Annotated in this window: 19 protein-coding genes and 1 pseudogene; 13 read left to right on the plus strand and 7 right to left on the minus strand. The window is 58.5% G+C overall.

Features of this window, described 5'->3' with window-relative positions:
- Together xdhC and guaD are read left to right on the plus strand one after the other, a co-directional pair.
- Window positions 1–737: xanthine dehydrogenase accessory protein XdhC (xdhC, locus tag ACO2Q4_RS13905; protein ID WP_423319924.1), on the plus strand; the 737-nt coding region annotated here is incomplete at its 5' end.
- Window positions 725–1999, plus strand: a complete 1275-nt coding sequence (guaD, locus tag ACO2Q4_RS13910) for a guanine deaminase (RefSeq protein WP_423319926.1) — start codon at window positions 725–727, stop codon at window positions 1997–1999. The genes xdhC and guaD, both read left to right, overlap by 13 nt.
- 99 nt (window positions 2000–2098) lie before the next feature.
- Here guaD and ACO2Q4_RS13915 read toward each other — a convergent pair whose 3' ends face one another.
- The 4 genes and pseudogenes from ACO2Q4_RS13915 to ACO2Q4_RS13930 form a co-directional block, all read right to left on the minus strand.
- Window positions 2099–3886 carry a TniQ family protein gene (locus tag ACO2Q4_RS13915; protein ID WP_423319928.1) on the minus strand — a complete coding sequence of 596 codons (1788 nt, stop codon included), beginning with the start codon at window positions 3884–3886 and terminating at the stop codon, window positions 2099–2101.
- Window positions 3883–5145 carry a hypothetical protein gene (locus ACO2Q4_RS13920; RefSeq protein ID WP_423320317.1) on the minus strand — a complete coding sequence of 421 codons (1263 nt, stop codon included), beginning with the start codon at window positions 5143–5145 and terminating at the stop codon, window positions 3883–3885. The genes ACO2Q4_RS13915 and ACO2Q4_RS13920 overlap by 4 nt, the downstream gene beginning before the upstream one ends.
- Window positions 5146–5289: 144 nt before the next feature.
- Window positions 5290–5589, minus strand: a pseudogene (locus tag ACO2Q4_RS13925) (TniQ family protein); the annotation flags it as partial.
- Window positions 5590–6163: 574 nt separating this feature from the next.
- Window positions 6164–7309 (minus strand): DUF4268 domain-containing protein, encoded by a 1146-nt coding sequence (locus ACO2Q4_RS13930; protein ID WP_423319930.1) that lies wholly within the window; start codon window positions 7307–7309, stop codon window positions 6164–6166.
- A gap of 323 nt (window positions 7310–7632) precedes the next feature.
- Here ACO2Q4_RS13930 and ACO2Q4_RS13935 point away from each other — a divergent pair, with 323 nt between their 5' ends.
- From ACO2Q4_RS13935 to ACO2Q4_RS13950, 4 genes are all read left to right on the plus strand, one after another.
- Entirely contained in the window at window positions 7633–8145 is a 513-nt protein-coding gene (locus ACO2Q4_RS13935) for a GNAT family N-acetyltransferase (RefSeq protein ID WP_423319932.1), read from the plus strand.
- 189 nt (window positions 8146–8334) lie between these two features.
- Complete coding sequence (locus tag ACO2Q4_RS13940; RefSeq protein ID WP_423319934.1) at window positions 8335–8784, plus strand: hypothetical protein; 450 nt, start codon at window positions 8335–8337, stop codon at window positions 8782–8784.
- A 99-nt stretch (window positions 8785–8883) separates the two neighbouring features.
- Window positions 8884–9459: a hypothetical protein gene (locus ACO2Q4_RS13945; RefSeq protein WP_423319936.1), complete on the plus strand. Its 576-nt coding sequence runs from the start codon at window positions 8884–8886 to the stop codon at window positions 9457–9459.
- A gap of 198 nt (window positions 9460–9657) precedes the next feature.
- Complete coding sequence (locus tag ACO2Q4_RS13950; RefSeq protein WP_423319938.1) at window positions 9658–10020, plus strand: hypothetical protein; 363 nt, start codon at window positions 9658–9660, stop codon at window positions 10018–10020.
- A 162-nt stretch (window positions 10021–10182) separates the two neighbouring features.
- Here ACO2Q4_RS13950 and ACO2Q4_RS13955 read toward each other — a convergent pair whose 3' ends face one another.
- Window positions 10183–10617, minus strand: coding sequence for a hypothetical protein (locus ACO2Q4_RS13955; protein WP_423319940.1), 435 nt, complete (start codon window positions 10615–10617; stop codon window positions 10183–10185).
- A gap of 199 nt (window positions 10618–10816) precedes the next feature.
- On the opposite strand from ACO2Q4_RS13955, the gene ACO2Q4_RS13960 reads away from it, so the two are divergent.
- From ACO2Q4_RS13960 to ACO2Q4_RS13980, 5 genes are all read left to right on the plus strand, one after another.
- Window positions 10817–11230, plus strand: coding sequence for a hypothetical protein (locus ACO2Q4_RS13960; RefSeq protein ID WP_423319942.1), 414 nt, complete (start codon window positions 10817–10819; stop codon window positions 11228–11230).
- Between the two features lie 812 nt (window positions 11231–12042).
- On the plus strand, window positions 12043–12555 hold the full coding sequence (locus ACO2Q4_RS13965; RefSeq protein ID WP_423319944.1) for a metal-dependent hydrolase: 513 nt from the start codon (window positions 12043–12045) through the stop codon (window positions 12553–12555).
- A 161-nt stretch (window positions 12556–12716) separates the two neighbouring features.
- Window positions 12717–13412, plus strand: coding sequence for an ankyrin repeat domain-containing protein (locus ACO2Q4_RS13970; RefSeq protein WP_423319946.1), 696 nt, complete (start codon window positions 12717–12719; stop codon window positions 13410–13412).
- A gap of 290 nt (window positions 13413–13702) precedes the next feature.
- Complete coding sequence (locus tag ACO2Q4_RS13975) at window positions 13703–14107, plus strand: hypothetical protein (RefSeq protein ID WP_423319948.1); 405 nt, start codon at window positions 13703–13705, stop codon at window positions 14105–14107.
- Between the two features lie 89 nt (window positions 14108–14196).
- Complete coding sequence (locus tag ACO2Q4_RS13980) at window positions 14197–14457, plus strand: VRR-NUC domain-containing protein (RefSeq protein ID WP_423319950.1); 261 nt, start codon at window positions 14197–14199, stop codon at window positions 14455–14457.
- Window positions 14458–15098: 641 nt separating this feature from the next.
- Here the strand turns inward: ACO2Q4_RS13980 and ACO2Q4_RS13985 are convergent.
- Together ACO2Q4_RS13985 and ACO2Q4_RS13990 are read right to left on the minus strand one after the other, a co-directional pair.
- Entirely contained in the window at window positions 15099–15494 is a 396-nt protein-coding gene (locus ACO2Q4_RS13985) for a hypothetical protein (RefSeq protein ID WP_423319951.1), read from the minus strand.
- A 151-nt stretch (window positions 15495–15645) separates the two neighbouring features.
- Window positions 15646–16068 (minus strand): GNAT family N-acetyltransferase, encoded by a 423-nt coding sequence (locus tag ACO2Q4_RS13990; protein WP_423319953.1) that lies wholly within the window; start codon window positions 16066–16068, stop codon window positions 15646–15648.
- A 292-nt stretch (window positions 16069–16360) separates the two neighbouring features.
- On the opposite strand from ACO2Q4_RS13990, the gene ACO2Q4_RS13995 reads away from it, so the two are divergent.
- Complete coding sequence (locus ACO2Q4_RS13995) at window positions 16361–16588, plus strand: hypothetical protein (RefSeq protein ID WP_423319955.1); 228 nt, start codon at window positions 16361–16363, stop codon at window positions 16586–16588.
- Between the two features lie 416 nt (window positions 16589–17004).
- Window positions 17005–17706 carry a hypothetical protein gene (locus tag ACO2Q4_RS14000; protein WP_423319957.1) on the plus strand — a complete coding sequence of 234 codons (702 nt, stop codon included), beginning with the start codon at window positions 17005–17007 and terminating at the stop codon, window positions 17704–17706.
- The last annotated feature ends 116 nt before the right edge of the window (window positions 17707–17822 follow it).

Consider the following 17822-nt stretch of genomic DNA (forward strand, 5'->3'; position numbering starts at 1 on the left):
GGGTCGAGATCACCCGCACGCGCGGCTCAGCCCCGCGCGAAACCGGCGCCATCATGATCGTGACGCCCAAAGCCATCCAAGGAACCATCGGCGGCGGGCAGCTCGAATACATGGCAATCGACCGCGCACGGCAAATGCTCGCACGAGGAGAGACGCAGGCGCGGATGGACGTCCCCCTCGGGCCCGAAATCGGACAATGCTGCGGCGGACGGGTCGAACTCGCCCTGAGCCGCATCACCGAGGCGCCCGCCGCCCCCGAGCATCCCGTGGTCCAGATCTTCGGCGCGGGCCATGTCGGGCGGGCGCTCTCGCGTGCATTGGCGCTGCTGCCGCTGCGCCCGATCCTGATCGACCAGCGCGCGGAAGAGCTTGCCCTTGCGCGCGGCGAGACCATCCTGACCCCCCTGCCCGAGACCGAGATCCGCAATGCGCCTTTCGGTACCTCCTTCATCGTGCTGACCCATGACCACGCGCTCGACTTTCTTCTCGCCTCCGAGGCGCTGAGGCGCATGGACGCGCCCTATATCGGCATGATCGGCAGCCAGACGAAGCTCGCGCAGTTCCGCCGCTTCGCGCGCGCCCAGGGCCTCGACACGGACCGACTGACCTGCCCCATCGGTGCCGGCCATTCGCGCGACAAGCGCCCCGAGGTCATCGCCGCCTTCACCGCAGCCGAGATCATCGGCCGCCTGACCCAAACCATACCCGAGTTCCACAAACACTCATGCGACAACTGATCCGGGGGCGAACGCTCTCTTTCCACGCCGACCCGGTCGAGGTCGAGAACGCGTTCACCTATCATGAGGATGGTGCGGTCCTTGTCGAAGACGGCAAGATCGTCGCGACGGGCGATTATGCCACGCTGCGGGCCGATGGCCTGCCCGAGATCGACCACCGGCCGAACCTGATCCTGCCGGGCTTCATCGACACCCATATCCATTTCCCGCAGGTGCAGGTGGTGGCAAGCTGGGGCGCGCAGCTTCTGGACTGGCTGAACACCTATACTTTCCCCGAGGAGGCGCGCTTTTCCCAGCAGGGACACGCACCCGCCATGGCCGAGAAGTTTCTGGACCTGCTGGTCCAGCATGGCACCACGACGGCGGTCGCCTTCTGCTCGGTCCATCCGCAATCGGCCGAGGCGCTCTTCTCGGCCGCCGAGGCGCGGAACATGGCCATGATTGCCGGCAAGGTGATGATGGACCGCAACGCGCCCGAGGCCGTGCTGGACACGCCCCAGCAGGGCTATGACGACAGCAAGGCGTTGATCGAAAAGTGGCACGGCCGCGGGCGGCAACGCTATGCGATCACCCCGCGCTTCGCGATCACCTCGACCCCCCAGCAGATGGAGATGGCGGGCCAGCTTGCCCGTGAACATCCCGACTGCCACATCCAGACGCATCTGAGCGAGAACCTGGACGAGATCGCCTTTACCCTGAGCCTTTACCCCAAGGCGCGGGATTACCTGGACATCTATGAAACCTACGGGCTGCTGGGCGACAAGATCCTGCTCGGCCACTCGATCCACCTGGAAGAGCGCGAGATCGCGCGCATGGCCGAGACGGGCAGCCACCCGGTCTTTTGCCCGACTTCGAACCTGTTCCTGGGATCGGGACTGTTCGACGAAGGCGGTCTGCGTGCCCGTGGCATCCGCGCCGGGATCGCGACAGATATCGGCGGCGGCACCAGCTATTCGATGCTGCAGACGATGAACGAGGGCTACAAGATCCTGCAACTGCGGGGCCAGAAGCTGCATCCCTTTGCCGCGTTCCATTGGGCGACGCGCGGCAACGCACTGGTTCTGGGGATGGAGGACCGTATCGGCACCCTCGCCGCTGGCACCGACGCCGACCTGGTGGTTCTGAACAGCCGCGCGACCCCGGCAATGACCTTGCGGATGGAACGCGCGACCACGCTGGCCGAGGAACTGTTCATCCTGCAGATCATGGGCGACGACCGCGCCATCGCGCAGACCTATGTCGCGGGAAAACCGATGCTCTAGGCCACAGGTTTCACATAGCCAAAGAAAGCAGATGAGTGCGCAAAGGAAAGCAGAAGCGTGCGCAAGGCCTGTCAAGCCCTGATCGGCTCGCAGGGCGGTTTAGGTCAGGGCGATGAGGGCGGGCAGGTCAGCGCACCGGTAAATCCGCCGGAAGCCTGGCACAGGTCCGATGGCCTGCCGCTCAAGCTGTCCGTCGAGTTCGGCCCAGCTGAGGCCGGCCATTAGGGCCAGTTTGCGGTGGCTGATGAAGTCTCGGTGAAAGGCAGCGAGATCCTCCGGGCCCAGCACGCGGCGCTCACCTTTTCCGCGAGGCGAGCCCGTAACCTTCGAAGGTGAGGTCTCGCACTTCAGGAAGCTCAGCATCTCGTCTTTCGGAATGCCCTGAGACACGGCGAAATGCTCGGCCGAGAGTGGGTTCTTGCCCTCTGCCATGCTCGCCAGATCGACTAGGATCGACGCGAAGCCATGGCGCTGGACGTAGCGGCCGATGCGGCGCAATCGGCCATCGCGGATCATCTCGATGATCTCGGCGGCTTGGCAATTCAGGCGCCGCGCAGCTGCCGGGATATCCGCCCAGCCATGCATCGCGACATAAACCGTCTCGGCTCCACGCAGCAGATCGTCCAGTAAGGCCTGCCCCCGAACCGGATTCCACGATCCGTTGGCGTGCTTTGCGCCAGCAAACAGGGTTGAATCCCTGACGGAATCGAGCACATCACGCATCAAGCAGAATACCCGGCAAAATTCTTCATCCGGCAGGTCCGCAGCGAGCTGCTCTAGGGAAGCCGCGGCCTCGCGCGCATCGAAGACCGCCCAGGCATCCGGAACTTTCATATGCGCGTCAGGGATATGCCCCGCCTCGACCAAGGCCTTTCGGCTCTCGTCGGATGACCGCCCTGTCGAACGCGAGGCGGTCAGGACCGAATGCAGGCGGCGTTTCAGCACCGGCTCGCCCAGCAGCTCCTCGCCCGGCCCTAGCGGCCAGGTTTCCTCCATGTGACGGCGCAGGATGTTCCGGAACGGAACGAGATCGTCCGGCAACGGATCGGCCGCCAAAATCTCGTGCAGATTCCCGAAGATCTTCTTCGGCCCGTCCTGGGGTTTACCCATCATCTGCTGCAGGTCGGCCAAGGCGACCAATAGGGCAGACTCGCCGCGATTGCAGAGATCGAATCCGACGGCGCTCGGCCACCAGTGCAGCTCCGACCCGAGCTTTCGCCATTTCGGCAGCTTGGTCGGGATTGCCGCCCGGCCCAGCTCGGCGCAGAAGATGCTTGCTGCATGCAGCGAAAACCCGTCGAGCCAGTTGGTTTCTCGCATCGTTCCATCGAGGCGATCCTGCAGCCAGTTTTCAAAGGCCGTGGCCTCCCGCTTCTCGGGAGCCGTTCCGTCCTTCCATGAATCCGCGCTGCCCTCGAGCAGCCGAGCCGAGCTGTCATGGCGCCGGATCGGCTGCGCCTCAGCCCAGAGCTGTTCGAGAGGACGGCCGTGACGGGAACAGATGGTGACATGCGACAGAAGCCAGACGCCCCGGATCGCGGCACCGTCGGATCCACCCTGCCCCAGATCTTCCTTGAGGCATTCCAAGCAGCCTCGGATTGTCGGTCCGCGCAGGGCCGAGGCCGGGAAGGCATGTCCGCGCAGGCTGGCGTGGCCACGACCATCGAAGCTCGGCGTGTTCCGCCGCAGCTCGGTGGCATCGGCGCTTGCCAGACCCGCGAGGCGATGGACCATGCTGTCACTCCCCTCGTTCAATGCGCGAAGGGGTATTCCCATGTCCCGAAGGAACTCGGAAAATTCGACGCCGTTTCTCGCCGCGAGACGCGAGGCCAACGAAAACGCGGTCTCGCCCGCGATGTGCCGCACGCTGAGGGCAAGGCTGGTCATGGATGGACCCGTTGAAACCAGCCGGTCGGGACGTCCTTGCGCTCGTAGAGCTGCCCGAAATCTCGGCCTTCATGGAGGAATTTGGCGAGGCCGCTCTTCCTGACCGGTCCAGACAGCTTCTGCCAATGCAGGTCCATCTCCTCGGCCAGCGTCAGAAGGGTGACGAAGCGGGCGTGGAATGCATCAAGATCCTGTGGCGAGACATAGTGCTGCATCGCCCCGGATGCGGGATTGCGCAGGATGGTGGATGGCGTCAGCCCGGCCATGACAAGCCGCCGCACCTGCGGCCGGGGCAAGCCGATCCGCTTGGCGAAACCCTCCATATTCAGGTGGCCAGCAGGGGCGCGCACCAGATTTGGCGCAACTTCGGAGGACCGGACCACGATGCCGCGATAGCCGGGAATGCCCTGTCTCGTTCCGATTGAGGGCAGCCGGCCCTCGAACCGCATTCGGATGATATCGCCCGGCGGGACGCGGAAGCGAAGGGCAACCGCGCCGATCTCGCCCCATTCCGGCTCATTCGCTGCCACGGGCACGGCTCCGAGCAAGAGCTTGTCGAGAAAGGCTTCCGCGGCCGCGAGATCCCAGAGCGGGCGGTGGCCATCGCCCGAGACGCTGGGTTCGAGATAACCCGACATGCGCAGGGTGCTGATCTGGGAAGGGGTCATGTTCAGCGCCTTCTGCACGGCCTTTACGGTGACACCGCAACCGACACGTCGCAGAAGATCCATCGCCGGACCAGCGGGAAAGACCTCCCAGGCGTTGATCTTGCCCACGCATTTCTCGGGCACATGGCCATGCGCGGCAAGGATCGCGCGCACGCGCTCGGGCGAGTAGCCCGTCTCCCTTGCCGCGGTCAGGACCGAGTGCAGCCGGCGCTCGGGAAGCACTTCGCCAAGGACCTGCACGCCGGCGGCGATCGGCCAGGTCGCGATGATGTGGTCGCGCAGGATACTGCGGAAGGGATGGTAAGCCGCACCGGTGTGATAGCGATTGAGATTGCCATAGAGGATTCCGAAGCGCTTCTGCGGGCCATCCTGTGGAGCGCCTTCGACCTGCTGCATTTCCGCGAATTTCGTCCGGAGTGCCTCCTCGCCCGCAGCCGCGATCTCGAAGCCGGTGGAGATCGCCTGCCAGCGGTCCCGTCGCGACATGTCGACGAGTTGCGGGAACCGGTCGCGCGCCAGCCTGCGCCCGAGCAGGTCGCAGAAATCGAGGCTGGCCTGCAGATCGAACTGGTCAAGCCAGGTGGATGACACCCGCCCGCTTAGCCGCCCGCCAAACCAGCGATCGAAGGGACTTGGTTCAACTTTCACCTCAAGGCGATGATCGGCTGGTATTTCCGGCAGGTTGTCGTGCGCATCCTGCCACGACTGGAGAGGCGTCAGCCAAACGCTATGGCGGAGGCAGGTGAAACGGAATTCATGCGACCATTCCGCGCGCAGATACATCGCCAAGTCCGGTCTGGACGCTGCGCGTTCGGCATCTTCGCGCAAGCATGCGGGACAGACCCTCATCTCATTTCCGCCGAGGCGGGAACGGGTCAGGTGGTGGTCGCACCAGGATGTGGTCCGGGCATCGACATGCTGGGGCGTCCAGAAGTTCAGGTCCCCTGCCGGGATGTCGCCGAGCGCGGCCAATCGCTCGAGCGCAGCGGCATTCCCATCCCGGACCTCCGCCAGAGACAGATCGGATCTTCCCATAGAGCCAGCAAAAGCGCTGGCAGAGGATCTGTTCAACTTCTACGCGGCCCGCCTCCGCAAGACTAAGCGGGATTTTTCATAGAACTGTATAGCTACCCTTCGATGTCGAAGATCTTGGAAGGTCGGGTCACCCACTCGGCCTTTCGTATGCATGCCTTCCGTGGCTGCAGATGCTGACCTGCCGTGGGATCCAGTTGCGACTCGAATCCGGTGGCCCTTTGCTCTGCCTACGTTTTCTGGCCCGCCTTAAGCTGGAGCCTCCGGGCTTCTGCGCTGCTCCCGGATATCCTCCAGAACTGCCCGGAGGGCAACAACGTTGCCGTGGATGTCGCTGATGACCGCCAAAGCGCCCTGCATGAGGTTTCCAGAAATTTCCTTTGGGTGGCCATGATCCAGCTTCGGCAGACAGAAAATTAGGTTGTTTCATTAAGGCGATGATGGAAAAGACAACAAGGCAGTGTCCACTGCACCCCATGCGACGGCCGTTGTTCGCCTTCGATAAACTGCAGGGACAGCGGGGCAATCCTACCCCTCATCTCGTCGCTCATCGGTAGCCGCGCGGTGCAGCGGCGGTCTAGGCATCGTCCTCGCTCTCCCCCGCAAACGACAATCCAGCGGCGACTTCGAGCAAGGCCGGCTTGAGAGCGGGACCGAACTTCTGAAATGTCTCTGACATCCAGGCAGCCATGGCGGGCCACTCGCCCGGATCGAATCCGGAGAAATTCTGCGATGCCGCGATCATGCTCTGGATGCCATCATCCTTCCTCAGCCAGAGAAGAGGGCCGCCGAACTTGCCCTCGATCTCCTCCTTGCGGGCGTGAAGCGCATCAAAGAGGCGCTTGTTCTCTGCCTGGTCCTTGTTGACCATGGTCAGGCCCACCCGCGCCTCCTGCTGCGTGAAGGACAGCAGGAAATGGACTTTCGACACTCCGGTGCTTCCCCAGAGCCAGTTGTTCTTGCTCGGGCTCAGATTGGAGAAGATCGCAAGGCGGTCATCGCGCATTCTTTGGAGCGCCAGCGTCCAATAGCCCATGCGCATGTCGTGGCGCCGCATCTGGCCTTCCGCATTGGCACTCTCCTCGACCTCCTTGGCCGCGAGGTTGACCATGTATTCGGCGGCCTCGCGTGGCGGAATGATCTGTTGCAGGTCGAGAAGGATCTCTTCCCCGAAGCTGAACGGTTGGACCCGGAAGCATTTGGCGTTGACCCCGCGCCCGATCAGCCAGAGCACGGTCGCCGTCACCTCCTTGCGGAAGTTGGCCGCAATGAAGATCAGGCGCTCGGTGTTCCTGCGGTTGAGCTCGGCATCGCTGATGTCCTCGACCTCGAGGAACTCGCAGATCCGTTGCGCCGCGGACCCGCCGCCTTCATATCTGTCGAGATATTGCTGGTAGATGTCGACCAGCTGCCTGGTCTTCAGGGCCGAGACATAGGCCGTGTATTTCAACGCCTGCCAGGTCACGTCGCGCCCGGAATCGTCGAGCTTGTTCTCGATGATGACGAGGTTGCCATCCCTGTCCAGTGCCAGGAGATCGAGGCGCTCCCGCGTCTCGTCGAAACCGTCGAACTCCTTCTGGATGATCAGGAGATCCTCGCCGAGCGCATCCGGCTGATGGACGAGCCATTCCTGCAGATGCTCCCGCTCGCGGAAGCCAAGCTCGCCAAAGCGCTTCCGGGAAAGGGGGGAGATGCGGTTCAGGTTGCGATCGACTCGGAACAAGGGCGCTCTCCTTGCTGTCCCCACCGACGCTACGTCCCGCCGCGGCTTCGCGCAATTCCCAAGCCAGGAGAGAGGCTTCGACCGCCCGGGTGACGCTGTTCTCCGAATGGCTGTTAGTCCGAAGGATCTGTTGATCCCGGCTCATGCCCCTGCCGCCGGCGCCGTCCTCGTGACTGACAATACGGGGGAGTTTTCCCGCATTCGCGGCCTGCAGGTCGAAAGCCGGGTCAGGTATCCAGATCCTATGCAGAGATGCGGTCATTGCTGCCGCTAACCAACAGCCCTAGACTCCGAGGAACATCAATGATGTCGGAACACGATGCATGAGCCTTCGCTTAGCGCGCCCATCTGACGCGCCTATCCTTGCCGCAATTTCAATCGAGGTTTGGCTAGGAACCTATATCCGGCAGGGCGTAAATGCATTTTTCGCGGAATTCGCCCTGAACGAGTTCACAGCGCCCAAGCTTACCGCCATTCTCGAAGATCCGAGCGAACATGTGATCGTATCAGAGAACAAGGACGGACTAGACGGGTTCATTCGCATCACCCACGGCAAGGTAGCCCCTGTAACGGGCTGCTCAACATTGGAGATCTCGACCCTTTACGTTCAGCCGCGCCACCACGGAAGAGGACTAGGAAGGGCGCTGTTAGAGCAGGGTTTGCTTTATGCAAAGTCTGTCGATGCCCCATCGGTCTGGTTGACCACCAATTCCGAGAACATCCCAGCGATAGCCTTCTACTTGAAACAGGGTTTCGAAATGGTCGGGACGACGCACTTCCGTATCGATGACCAAGCCTACCTTAATGATGTGTTCAGACGTATCGTCGCCCGGTAGTTCTACGAACGCCCGATTGCCCGCTAAGAGCTCCGTGCGTCGACCCGGCCTTCCGAACCCGCCAACGGTGTGGCCCGGCGGCCAGGGCCATCGATGCGGACGAAGCGGTCGGCCACGACCACAAGCGCTTGCAGTTGACGGCAATAGTTCATATCGCTCTTAAACAATTTGCTGCAGAAGGAGCCAGTGTTGCGTGGTTTGCTGATAGGAGACAGCGCGTTCAGGACATTTTACGCTGTAATGCTCATTGGCACCGCACTCTTTGATCTGATGGCGATCGCGATATTGACGGGGATAATTCAAAGCGCGCCACTGGTAATCCCTGTGATTTTGGTGTTCGGAGGGATCTGTCTCATTGTGCTTATCCCTATTGCTGGCCTCGCTCTATTGGTTCCATCCGCGCTTACCTTCATGACCACCGTCAAACAGCTCGAACATAGGTTCGGTAGACATCGGGCAATTCAGCTTGCTGCTATCCTGACGACCGCTTTGGCAAGCGGATTGTTTGCGCTTGTGGCATCCGGGTTCGGGCGCAACTTCGATAATATAGGCATACCGATTTCTGCCATTTCCCTGCTGGGCATGTTTTGGGCCCCGCGAATCGCGCTGTGGGCCCACAACAGACGAACAGCAGCTTAGGCCTCTGTGCGTCGACCTGGCCTTCCGAACCCACCAACGGTGTGGCCCGGCCGGCCAGGGCAACGATGCGGACGTCCGCACTTGTCAACTGGATATTGCATGAACGCGCTGTATCATGGGTGTGAAATAAAGACCAAAGAGTTCAACATCAATGCTATCAGTTGCACATTGGAGTGGGTAAATTTGCTGAGCACAGAGAGGAATATGGCCACTGAAGAAATTTGGGGTATTGGGACTCCAAGTGAAGAAAATATGGAGATTATAGTGCGTCAGGGTTATTTCCCTGCCTTGAACTGGGAGTGGTTCCGCCAGAAATATCCGAAGATAGAGTATGCCGTCGCGACCGAAATGTTCCTATGCGCACTGCATCGTGCTATTGAGAAGAAAGAACTTTACGTTCTGCGACCTCCGCATGTTGTCAATCCTCTCATCGGAACGAAGTTGATCGGAAACATTATTACTGGACAGCGCGAGGACTACTGGATAGCCGAGGCAGATGAGGTTGTTCATTACTTCAGACAGTATTGGCCTCTCGTTGAACTCCAAGATCAATCGCTTCTCGATTATTTCTTTAAAAATTATCCTCTCTTTTGTTTCCCGGTGTCAGAGTATGACAGGGTATTAATACCAGATCTTCCAGAAATTGATTGGAACGACTGCTTCCTTTTCCCGTAGAGCAGGCTTCCATCGTCCGCAAAGGGCTCTGTGCGTCGACCTGGCCTTCCGAACCCGCCAACGGTGTGGTCTGGCCGGCCAGGGCAGCGATGCGGACGAAGCGGTCATCCAGCTTCCGCCGATCAGTTCCACTGCGGAGGGCATTGGCGACATTCTCGCCGTCGTATATGAAGTGGGAAAAAGCAGCGAGAGTGGGTTTTGAAAGTCATTGTAGAGAGCGATGTTTGCATTTTTTTTAAAAATTTAGGTCAGCCGCCCGAGATCAAGCTTAATCGCCGCGCTGCGCGACAGGTTTGCGAGAGGGCAACGGAGCTATCGATCTACGTTCTTGGGATCGATGTAGGCATGGTCTCCGAGCATGGCTATGAAGAAGACTCGAATGAAGGGTGGGTAAGCAATTCGAATCTCTTAACCGACAAACAACGCATTGACTTCGAGAATGGCTTCGTTCCGAGAGAGTTATTGCAAAGAAATAATCTAGCAGCACTCAGGTCATTCGAAAGCATTGCGCCACGTTTCAATGCATACATCATCACCGCCCGCAGAATCCACGACACGTGAGCTTGGTTTGAACGATTCTGGAAGACGGTGATACCGCTACTTCGCAACGGGTGACCGTCCGCAATGGGCTCTGTGCGTCAGGCGGGCAGCCGCGACCCGCGAGCGATGTAGGCCTGGCCAGCCATGGCACCTATGCGGACATTGATGCCGTTTTCGGGGTTCTCACCGATGGCGAATTGCGCTACGTCTCACTCTTCCGAGGTGATCGAGTTCACTCACACGGCGGGCCGGAACACCTTGAAAGTCAGTTTCTGTAACTCGTCCTGAGCTATCCTCGACGACCAGCGTAAATCCATGCATTACCTGGTTCGCGTGGAAATGAGCCAACGCACTTCGACATTCACCGCGGGAGAGGCATTTGCCGCGGCTGAGGCGGTCAAATTCTTCGGGAATGCGCAGGACAGCCGCTGCGAGATCAGGGGACGGCGTCCCGGTGATCACCTGGCCGTTCAGCAGATCGATGGTCAGGACTCCGCCTTCGGACCGCATTGCATCTTCGTAGACGTGAAGATCGCAGAAACCCGTAATCAGGCTTACCCCGCTTGCCAACGAGTCAGCAAGGTTATGGGCAACGGATCTGAGTTGACCGTGTTTCATAGGACTTCCTTTGTTCGCGCCCGCGAGACATTAACGCTGGGATGACCTTCCGCAAAGGTCTCTATGCATAGATCTGGCCTTCCGAACCCGAGAACGGTGTCGACCGGGCCAGACAGGGCAGCGGTGCAGATCAACCTGCCATTGACTGAATTCCCCCACCCGTGCAGAGAGACCGAAAGCCCTCTCAACGAGATGCAGCATGGCAAGACATATCGAGCTTCTGGGTATCAGCCACGACATCCTATCCGTATTCATCAGCCGCAATAATGATCTTCACGGATATTGGGCACTCGGCCAGTTGCGAAATACCATGGAATGCCGCCGCGCTGACCGCATGGTCATGGCATTAACGGGCGAGAATCATGTTCAACAAGATCCAGAATGCCTTGGATTGTCCGAGCGATATTCGACGATGCTCCGCAAGCATGTGTCGAGCCGTCAACTGAAACAAGACTGGGTTCAACATGCACGGCTGACCGTCGAGATGGTTGCTTCCGGCCAGATGCAGTGCTCGCTGCAGGTGGTTACAGATCTGGGCAGATCATTTAACCAGTGCCGCGATGTGGTGGTTCTCCGACACGACCCGAACCGCGAGTTCAAGAGGGCGGAATGAGCTTTTCTTCCCGCTCACTAGCGCCCGCATTGGGCTCCGTGCGTCAAGCGGGCAGCCGCGACCCGCGAGCGATGTAGACCTGGCCGGCCATGGCACCTATGCGGACGTTCAGGGCTATTCATCGGACCCGCAGACAATGGAGTTGAAGCATGCCAGTTCTCGGTAGGCGGACTGTAAAGGTGGGCGACGTCTTTCAGATTTTGACGTCAGAAGGAGTTTGCTATGGACTGGTGACTCATACCCATGCGAAGTGGAGTTTTGTCGTTTCGGTGTTCCGGGATTTTTACGGTAAGGAACCTAAAGATTTCGGCGTGGTCGTTGCGGGCACTCCACAGATCACCACAGCATTTCTGATACAAGACGCCGTCCGCGCTGGCCTTTTCTCTCTGGTTGCCCACGTTGATGTGCCTGATCACCTGCACGATTTTCCCACATTCAGGTCAACGAACAATCTAAAGGGAGATGATACGCTCTGGTTCTTTTGGAATGGGACAGAACAATGGCGTGTCCAGCGCCCACTGACTGAGGCCGAAAAGAGGCATCCTAGGGGCCCCTCTCTTCCAAGCGCACCCCTTTTGATCGATATGATCCAGAGGGATTATCGGGTCGAACTAGACTACATTTAACCCGATGGGTATCGTCCGCTCGGGGCTCTTTGCGTCAGGCGGACAGCCGCGACCAGCGGGCGATGTAGACCTGGCCAGACAGGGCAGCGATGCGGACATTGCGGACGTTCGAGGAGACGCTCTTTCCCTCACGCTGGATAGATGCGACCCTGCGCAGGCGACGCATCACTTTCACCAAAGGACATTATGTTCATAGCCCATCTGCCCGCAGGCTACTTGATGACCCGACACTTTGCGATAAAGCGTCCTCATAGAAGATTGCTTATTTTGACGGGCCTTTGTGCCTCGATCCTGCCAGACTTGGACTTGCTCTGGTTCTACTTGATCGATGGCAGGCAGACTGCCCATCATGCTTACCTTTTTCATGCACCACTCTTCTGGATTTTCATGGGGATATTAGCCTTCATCATCACGCGCCTTACACGTTGCCGAAAAGCCGAGCCGTTCATATGGGTGGCGCTCTTGGCTATTCTCCTTCACATGGTTCTGGATTCGGTAGCTGCCGAAATCGCATGGCTCAAGCCATTCTCGGCGTATGAGGTGAACCTTGTTCAGGTTCCCGCCAGATACGGCTGGTGGGTCTGGAACTTCGTCTTGCATTGGACCTTCCTGCTGGAAATCGGGATCGTCGCGATTGCAGGCATGACGCTTTGGTGTGATCTGCTGCGACAACCGGACAACAGCAGAAATGAACGATAAGGGCTCTTTGCGCCAGGAGGGCAGCCGCGACCCGCCAGTGAGACCTGGCCAGACAGGGCAGCGATGCGGACGAAGCCGACTGACACAGCACTCGCGGCAGGCTACGTTAGTCAAAGCTTACAAGTGTGAATTTAGAGGGTGCGATGCGTGGAAAGATGGGAATGCTAGTTGACTTCATGCATGGTCGCTTGAAGCCGCGTGACCCTGCAGATGCCTTACATATAGCTGCATTTGAGGGTGATCTGAAGAAAATCAGGCGCCTAATTTCTGAAAAGAAAGTTCCAGTTGATACTGAGAAATCGACTATCATGGGTGCCTCAGCCAATCAGACCCCTTTATTCTTGGCTATTCAGGAAGGAAATCTTGAGGCCGTTAAGCTTTTGATTGATCTCGGTGCTGATGTGGACCACGCAAACAGCATAAGGATCAGCCCACTAATGTCGGCTGCTTCTTGTGGGGACCTGGATACAGTCAAGCTATTGCTGGATTTAGGCGCATCGCCAAATTTTGTTCGCCACAGCGATGGGGCGACCCCGTTGAGTTTTGCCACACACACTGAATCTGACGAAATGGCGTCAGAAATCGTGAAAGTCCTGATCGCGAGCGGAGCCGACGTCGAGCTTCCTGTTAATGACAAACAGAGTGTTCTTATGTTAGCAGCCCGCAAAAATCTGCCAAAGGTGATTGCGCTACTTCTGCAAGCAGGAGCGAACCCGGAAAGACGATGTAGGCTGAAGTGGGCTGAGAGCTGGACAGCACTTGATCATGCGATCAATGAGGGTTCGCATGCTGCAACCGAGATCCTCGCGCTGGTCACAAGAACACCAACACGGGCAACACCAGGGTGCGTTTCTTAGCTGCAAATGACCGTCAGCTTTGGGCTCTGTGCGTCAGGCGGACAGCCGCGACCCGCGGGCGATGTAGACCTGGCCAGCCATGGCAGCTATGTGGACATTGCCGAACTCGTCCCTTCGGATTGCTTTTTGGGCCGGGACGAACCTTACATCTGGATACCGGCGTATGTTCCGCTTTAGATGGGCGACGACTTCCAACTCCATAGAGCGGCGAGCCGAGAATGCGGATAGAAACCATGCAACTCCGGTATTCAGGTTTTGTCGGTTCCAGGACCAAATGGCTGGTAGAGGGGATGGAATCAGACGACTGGATCGAGGAGGCAGTAGCGAAGACCTTCGTCGCGCAGGGCTGGCTCTGCGGCGCGCGTTATTGGCCGATCCTGAATGCCCTACTCCTGTCCTTGAGGTTTGATCGCTTCGTCGCCACGGATATGGCTCACAAGGAGATCGCGAAGTTCCTCCTTCTGGAAGGCATCAAGAGCGCAGCCTCTGCAGCTGTGGATCGTGACAAGCGCAACCGGCTTCTCGCACGCACCCCGGGCTTTCAGACGATGGAGCACAGTGATTTCGAAGGCCAGGACGCCGCGCTCGAAGTTGTCATTGCGGAGATGCGCGGAAGGTCGAGGGAGAAGTTTCGGGAAATCTGGACAAGGCCATTCGCACCGCGTTTCGTCTCGCAGATGACAGCAGGCGCGTAGCGCGGCTTCCGAAAACCGGTCCAGCGCAACATGCAGCTTCTGCACTGGGCGCGCCGCTGGAAGGCAAGGATCTGGCCAAGGCCAGCATGATGATCTTCGACATCCTCGGAGCCGATGGCATCATGGATATCGCCTTGGCCCGCTCGCTTCGCAGAGCGGTCGACAACAAGCTCAACGGATGGCCGGACCTGATGCGCTTCAACGCTGAAAGATTTTCCTTCGTTGAAGTGAAATCACCCAACGACAAACCTTCCCCACCCCAAATCGAGGTGGCCAGGGAATTGATCGCTGCGGGCATTGATGTGGTCGAGTTGCGCGTCACGCCACTGGAAGGATCCCGAATGGGATGATCGACCCATATAGAGGCCGGGCGACCCGAGACCGTCCGCAATGGGCTCTTCGCGTCGCGCTCGCCAACCGGCCCGGCACCCTCGCCCTGGACTGCACCGAGGTAGCAGCGACGCGGACAATGCGGTCACTCACCCGTTCGTGCAAACTGCCGAGAGCCTAAGAGCCGCTGGAAGGCCACCTCAACGTCGTCCCTAACCTCGTAGAACTGGCTCATGCTGATGTTGCTGATCTTATAGCCGTCATCAGGATTGACGTGTGCCAGTAGACTTACGCCGACGATGTATGAGTAAATGTCAAAGGCCATCCTCCTGAGATCTTGGCTTGCTTCCCCGACTGCAAGGACGTTGGCCGCGTCGGATAGCCTGCGGAAAAGGGGAATGATCCCAAACCCCCTCTTCGTGCAGCCGACCTATGAACGAACTGCTTGAGTAGTGAGGGCTGACAACTGAATTTTGGCAGATGATGATTGATGCTTCGTGCTTATCCATCCTGAAACGGTAGAGCTTTGGAGCATCCTCAGCAATGTCCGCAATGGGCTCTTTGCGCCAGGTGGGCAGCCGCGACCCGCCAGTGAGACCTGGCCAGACAGGGCAGCGATGCGGACGGAGCGGACGGTCAGGTAGTCGCCATCAAATTGAGATTAAAGCCGCTGCTCCGATAAAATGCTTGCGATCCAAGGATCAGTGACTTCCCTCACAGGATCCCTGTCGGACGATCGAAGCCCCTCCCCTGCATCAAACGCCAAATAGATATCGTAGAATGGATCGGGGATTTCCCCAGCGTGGCTATCCATACCCTCAAGCCACGCTGCCCACAGGTCGTTTATGATCGCATCAGCAACGTCATAGCTAAGTGTTTGGGCTGCATAACGCTCCGCGATCTTCAGTCCAAGCAGATTAAAGAACCGATCGTTGGTTGAGCCACCCGCCCAGTTCTTCACCTGACAAGAAGATATGCGCTGGCTGGGCTGGCGGCGTTTAGCCTCGATCATGTTGGACAGCACATACTCAACTCGGTCTTCACTGGCATTGAGCATTGCGATCCTATCGTAGCTAGCCTCACGCAATCATATCAGTGGATCTTGCGACCGTCCGCAATGGGCTCCGTGCGTCGACCGGGCCTTCCGAACCCGCCAACGGTGTGGCCCGGCCGGCCCGGGCAACGATGCGGACGAAACAGGCGTTCACTCAGGTGAGCAGCTTCCGCAGAAAGTATCGGCTCTGCCCCACTGGGTTGTCCGAAAGCTCTCCGAAAACCTCATATCCAAGCTGTTGATAGAAGCCTGGCGCCTGAAAGCTGAAGGTGTCGAGCCAAATGCCGATGCACCGTCGATTGCGGGCCAGTTCCTCGGCCTTGCCAACCAAGCGCCGTCCAATGCCGGTGCCACGCATGCTGTCAGGAATGTAAAGCAACTCTATCACTGCCCAATCATAAGCCGTCCGTCCCATAAGACCGCCAATGGTGGTGCCACAGGCGCTCTTAAGCTCAAAAGCAAAGCGGTGCAGGTCAGGCGAGGGTCCCCGGTGCAGATTGCTTTTGATGAGCTGCTCAAGAATGGCCTGCCTGTCTTCATCGGAAGGGTCTTCAACATAAATGATGGGGTCCGTCACAGAAGTCTCCGAATGCGGCGTGGCAGTCCCGCGAAAATGGTGCTCCTGGCTGCAGATGCCAATGTTTGCTAACGGATTTACCGCTGCGTTAGTCGATCGGCCAAGCGCTCTCGCAGGGAATCGGATCGAGAGCAGCTGCGAAGCGGACGGAGCGGACGTTCGTTGTCGCAGCAGAGTGGGTCTCGCTCCTTAGCGTCCACCGCTTTGGTGAGCAGCGTTGCAGGCCAGCCGAGGAATATGACACTATCGATGAAAGCGGCGCGGTTGGGGGATACGGGATACGGGATACGGAATGCAGGATTTGATACGGAAGGCCGCGGTCGTCCTCCTTTTCGTGAACATCGCGGTTTTTTTTGCCCTGACGATCGAACTGATGTCCCGGAGCACCGATCTTATGGCGAAGCGCAGGATCATCACGCCTCATGAGCTCTTCGGAGGGCCGCGCCGTGGCCTCGCAAAATGGATAGCTCTGAATATCGCCTCGATCATCCTCTGCGTAGTGATCATCGTGACGTTGTAGGCTGGACGCCGCCCGGTTCAGGTGACCTGAAGATAGCTGAAGGGCGGCCTACGCCGCCCTCTCCACGGCAAGGCGGCGTCAAGTTATGGCTTGCTGGTCCCGTCCTCGAGCGCCCCCGAAGATGTCATGGGCGGCAGAGACTGGATCGGGAAGAAACAAGCTGCTGCGGTGCGGACGAAGCAGTCACTTAGTGACTGTGGTGACATGCGCCTGTTGCGGGATTTGAATGTGCTGATACGCTAGTGCTTCGATCTGCCGGGTTTGAAACGGGAGGGTTTCCAATTGATCGAAAATGACGAGGCTGCGATTATACCCGGCCTGTGTTTCTACATCTGGCTACTGTCCATTGGGGTGGCGATCCTACTGGCGGTCCTGTTCCAAGAGCGTGGTCCCCGCGTTCACCGAATTGAATTAATATGCGCGGGACTTACTATTCTATTCATGCCGTATCTGGGACTCCTTCACTTGTTTCTGGGGCCGAAGATGGCGCAATTGGGACGGCTCTACTCAGGCAGCAATCCACTCTCGACCGTATCGATAAGCCCCACGATTACTTTCTCGCTGATCGCCATCGCGAAGTTTGTCGCAGACCGCGGGGTCCGGCGAACCGACGCCTGAGACATCCGGGCAATTCCGTTGATTACTACCAAAAAAGTGGTCAACTTGCGTCGTATCTGGCGATGACCAACATCTGCGAGGAATGGATGCTGCGTTTCTTGGTTCTGCTACTTTGCTGCGCCTCTCCTGCCTTTGCTCAGGGAGACGATGTGCCTCGCCTTCCAAATGGCAAAGTCGACGTAGTAGCCGTCATGTCATCCTTCAAGATGGTAAGTCCAGTCTTCGAGAATGCGCCAGTAGATGAATTTGATGGTGAAATTCTTGGGAAGTCATTCCATGCGGCCTACGCGCAGGCCGAAACACCGGATTTCTTTGTTTTGGCGATCCGATCTTCGAACCTTTCCCAGGAAGCGACTTACCTCACTGCGCTCATGCTTACCGACGCAATTTGCCTTCGGAAAAACCGACGCCCCGGCGAAGTGAAATGGGACGATACATCGATACAAGTTGGACCGGATTGGAAAGTCACTTCGTCCTGTTCTACAGAGATCAGACCATAGGGCCCGTAGGACTGCTCAGGGCTCCACAACGTCGATCTTGCCACTATGCAGGACATTAAGATTACTTGCACTTTCGTTACTCTATCGCGGTGCTCTGCGCTCGGAAAGCTACGTCA

Source organism: Paracoccus sp. KR1-242 (assembly GCF_049446195.1).
GTDB lineage: Bacteria > Pseudomonadota > Alphaproteobacteria > Rhodobacterales > Rhodobacteraceae > Paracoccus > Paracoccus broussonetiae.